The organism is Novosphingobium sp. AAP93, assembly GCF_001296055.1.
In the GTDB taxonomy this organism is placed as follows: domain Bacteria; phylum Pseudomonadota; class Alphaproteobacteria; order Sphingomonadales; family Sphingomonadaceae; genus Novosphingobium.
Genome location: NZ_LJHZ01000062.1, coordinates 1 through 3,894 on the forward strand (window position 1 = coordinate 1; position 3,894 = coordinate 3,894).

The following is a 3,894-nucleotide window of genomic DNA, read 5'->3' on the forward strand; positions in this document are numbered from 1 at the left end:
CCCCGGAATACACCATCGCCTACACCGGAAATTACACCACGAGCGCGGACGCTAGCGCGGCCTGATGTGATTCACGCTTCCTGCTGGTGGCAGGAGGCCAGCATGGATGGCACGCACGCTTTCACAGGATCTTCGGGACAGAGTTGTTGCCGCGATTGACGGCGGCCTGAGTTGCCATGCGGCGGCGGCCCGCTTCGGGGTCAGCGTGTCGAGTGCGATCCGCTGGCACCGACTTGCGCTGGAACATGGCAGGGCTGTCGCCAAGCCGCGCGGTGGCGACCGGCATTCGGGCAGGATCGAAGCGCACGGCGGCTTCATTCGGGGACTGATCGCCGAGCAGGGCGACATGACCCTCGTCGAGGTTCAGGCGCGGCTTATCGAGCACGGCACCCTCGTTGGGATCGGCACGGTGCATCGCTTCTTCGTGCGTCACGGGATCACGCGCAAAAAAAGACCGGGCACGCGATCGAGCAAGATCGTCCCGACGTCCTGAAGCAGCGCCAGCGCTGGTTCGACGGACAGATCGACCTCGAACCCGAACGCCTCGTTTTCATCGACGAGACCTGGACTGCCACCAACATGACCCGCAGCCATGGCCGTTGCGCCAAGGGTGCGCGGCTGCGGATGGGCTTCCCCCACGGCCACCGCAAAACGACCACGCTGGTGGCCGGCCTGCGCATGACCGGCCTGGTCGCGCCGATGGTGCTCGATGGCCCGATCAACGGCGACTGGTTCGAAGCCTATGTGGCGCAGGTTTTGGTGCCCGAACTGCGGCCCGGCGACGTCGTCATCATGGACAACCTCTCGAGCCACAAGCGGGTAGCGGTGAAAGAACGGATCGAAGCGGCGGGAGCAACCCTGCGCTTCCTCCCGCCCTACAGCCCTGACTTCAATCCCATCGAAAAAGCATTCTCTCGCCTGAAGGCCATGCTTCGCAAGGCGGGCGAACGTACCGTCAGCGGACTGTGGGGTCTGATCGGCAGGCTCGTCGACATCTTCCAACCCGCCGAATGCGCAAACTACTTCAGCTCGTGCGGATATGAACCGGAATGAGTGGAAACCGCTCTAATCCCTCACTGACGGATTTGTCGCAGTGTTGAGCCGGGTCGCTCGCAAGCTAAGCTTGGAAGAGCGCCGGGGGCGGTCGCAGGATTTTGAGATTTCAGTTTGCGCGGCGACAAGCTGATGCCTGCTCGCCTGCGAATCATCGCATTTCAACGTGCGGACAAACCTTCCAAGGTCCTTTTTCGAAACAGTGTCGCTTAGGCTGGGAAGTAGGGCTACGGAAATGGTGCAAATTTAGTTGCCAAGCGCCTTCCCCTTCGGCCCGCGCTTGAGCGGCGCGAGCGGGCGGCCGAGCCGCGCCTCCATATCCGCCAGCCATTCCGGCGAGCCCACCGGCCGCCCCACGCTTTCCACCTTTCGCAGCGCGGCATAGGTCAGCGCCTCGTCGAAGGATTCGCCAAGGAACGCCGCAAAGTCCCCCACCCGCTCCAGCGCAGGCGCCACGGTGACGACGTGATCGTCCTGCCCCGCCAGCAGCGCCCGCGTGCTCGACCACGGCCAGTCCTCCGCACGCGCCACAAGCCGCGCCCGCACCGGCCCTTCGACAAGCTCAGGAGAGCATTGAGCGCGATATAGCGCAGCGCCGTCACGAAATGCGCCTCGTCCATGGCGACCGAGCCGTAGCGGCCCTGCCAGAGGTGGCCGGTGGTGCGCATCCGTGCGTTGATGAAGCCGGTATAGTCGCGGTGCAGGCGGCGAAAGGTCCGCCACAGGCCGTCTTCGTCCGATGGCACGAGCACGATGTGCACGTGGTTCGGCATCAGGCAATAGGACCACACCTGCGCCTGTGCCGGCCTGCGGCGTCGGCAAGCAGATCGAGGTAGAGCGCATAGTCGCCGTCCTCGAAGAACGTGCGCTCGCGCCGATTGCCACGCTGCGTGATATGGTGCGGAATGCCGGGGATCACGACGCGAGGGAGACGGGCCGTGGTGGTGGGTTAGCGGAATTTGGGGATTGTTGCACGTGTCACCGTAACCCGTAACCCTGTCCCAGACCCAGCTCGGCCAGAAGGCGGGCCTCCACTATACCCACATCGGCAGGTTCGAGCGCGGCGCGTCCCGCCCCGGCGGCGATACCCTCAAGCGCCTCGCCGACGCGCTGGACACCACCAGCGACTATCTGCTCGAAGGGGCCAGCGACGAAGCCGCACAGGCCCGCGTCACCGACCGCGAGCTGCTCCGCCAGTTCCAGGCCGTCGAGCAACTGCCCGACAGCGACAAGCATATCGTCAAGACCCTCCTCGACGCCTTCCTCACCCGAAGGCAGATCGAGGGCATGATGCAGCGATAGTCGCCTCTCAGCCGGACACCCTGATTTACCCGCTCATGATGCTTGGTATGACCTGACGGTGAGCGGTTGACCGGTTTCGGGTGCCATATCCGGTCATTTTCTGGTCACGGAGGAGGCGTTGCGGGCCGTTTCAGGGCCTTAGCCGCGTGATCATACGGTGTTCGCTCGGGTTTCCCAGTAGAGGAAGCGTTTGAAGTTGAACGCGATGTTGGCGAGGCCGATCTTCACCTTGGCCCGCTCAATGCCGATCGTGCGAATGAACAGGCCCATGCGGTGCTTCTGTGTGGCAAAGACGTGCTCGACAGCAGAACGCACTTTGGATCGGGCAGCATTTGCGCGTTGGCGCTGCGTGGGAAGCGGCTTTCCCGGTGCGCGGCGGAAGTGGATTTTCGATACCAGTCCCGCGCGCAGGATGGCCCGCTCATTCTTCTGGCTGCGATAGGCGGTATCCGCCCAGATCGCGCTGCCGGTGTTGGCCGGATCGATCAGGTTCGGCAGTTCGCGGCCATCGTAGCGGGCGGCATCACTGGTGCTCCAAGTGCGGATGAAGCCGTGCCGCTGGTCGATGCCGATGTGCGATTTATAGCCAAATATGGGCGTGGCGATCTCGGCCAAGAGTTTGCCATCGGGGCCTTTCTTGCGGCGCCCGCGCTTGAGCGTCCAGCGCGCGTCGCGATCCTTCTGCGCGAGCTTTGCCGGCTTGGCGGCCCAGTCTTCCGGGATGCCGCCGCCCTTGACGAGAGCGCGCTCCTCGTCGGTCATGCGCTGACGCGGAGCGGCTATGATGCTGGCATCGACGATCTGCCCACCCATGGCCAGATAGCCCAGACCTCTGAGGTGGGCGTCGAAGCGGGCAAACAAGGCATCAATGGCATTGGCGCGCACCAGGGCCTCGCGGAACCGCCAGATCGTCGTCTCGTCGGGCGTGTTGTCGCCATCGTCGAGACCGAGGAAGCGCCCGAAGCTGCGCCGGTCGAGAATCTGGAACTCGGCTTGCGCATCCGACAGGCCGTAGAGCGTCTGCAGGATCAGCGTCTTGAACATCATCACTGCGTCCAGCGGCGGCCGGCCGCCCTTGCTGCCGTCAGATCGCTGCAGGGCCGCATCCAGCGCGGGGCGAAATATCTCAAAGTCGATCAGCGCCCCGAGCTTTTCTAGCGGATCGACCGCCGCCGACAGCGCCGCATACCGCTCATCCAGATCGAAAAAGCCACGCTGCACAGACACATACGCCTCCATCGCTAAAAACGATGGAATCACATTCACACCCTCACCGCCAGCGGTAAATCAGGGTGTCCAGCCGCTCTCACGCAGCACTGGCGGCACAGGAACACCTGCGGGACGGCACACGCCGCGCCCGGTGGCGGAGCCGTTTCTGCAGCTCTATAAGCGGTTCAGGATCAGCGCGACGCCAGGGACAGCCAGCCCACCTGCGTCTTACAATGTAATACAGACAACCCATTGATCCGGCTCGGCTTACCCACGCCGCATCACCTTGTATTACAACGCCAGACACCCCGTAGCACAATGTTTACACAG

Annotated in this window: 4 protein-coding genes and 1 pseudogene; 2 read left to right on the top strand and 3 right to left on the bottom strand. The window is 63.7% G+C overall.

From position 1 onward, the window contains the following. Positions 1-106: 106 nt before the first annotated feature. A protein-coding gene (locus IP83_RS19575; RefSeq protein ID WP_156309668.1) for an IS630 family transposase occupies positions 107-1,053 on the top strand; the annotation gives its coding sequence in 2 pieces (ribosomal slippage) (positions 107-443 and positions 443-1,053; 948 coding nt in all). A 246-nt stretch (positions 1,054-1,299) separates the two neighbouring features. On the opposite strand, the gene IP83_RS20895 is transcribed toward IP83_RS19575, so the two are convergent. Together IP83_RS20895 and IP83_RS21135 are read right to left on the bottom strand one after the other, a co-directional pair. Beyond that, on the bottom strand, positions 1,300-1,599 hold the full coding sequence (locus tag IP83_RS20895) for a hypothetical protein (RefSeq protein WP_231625002.1): 300 nt from the start codon (positions 1,597-1,599) through the stop codon (positions 1,300-1,302). Between the two features lie 92 nt (positions 1,600-1,691). Then, a pseudogene (locus tag IP83_RS21135) lies at positions 1,692-2,012 on the bottom strand (transposase); the annotation flags it as partial. 85 nt (positions 2,013-2,097) lie between these two features. Here IP83_RS21135 and IP83_RS21140 point away from each other — a divergent pair. After that, positions 2,098-2,355: a helix-turn-helix domain-containing protein gene (locus tag IP83_RS21140; protein WP_369817020.1), complete on the top strand. Its 258-nt coding sequence runs from the start codon at positions 2,098-2,100 to the stop codon at positions 2,353-2,355. Positions 2,356-2,505: 150 nt separating this feature from the next. Here IP83_RS21140 and IP83_RS10530 read toward each other — a convergent pair whose 3' ends face one another. After that, positions 2,506-3,582: an IS5 family transposase gene (locus IP83_RS10530; protein WP_054122177.1), complete on the bottom strand. Its 1,077-nt coding sequence runs from the start codon at positions 3,580-3,582 to the stop codon at positions 2,506-2,508. Positions 3,583-3,894 lie beyond the last annotated feature (312 nt).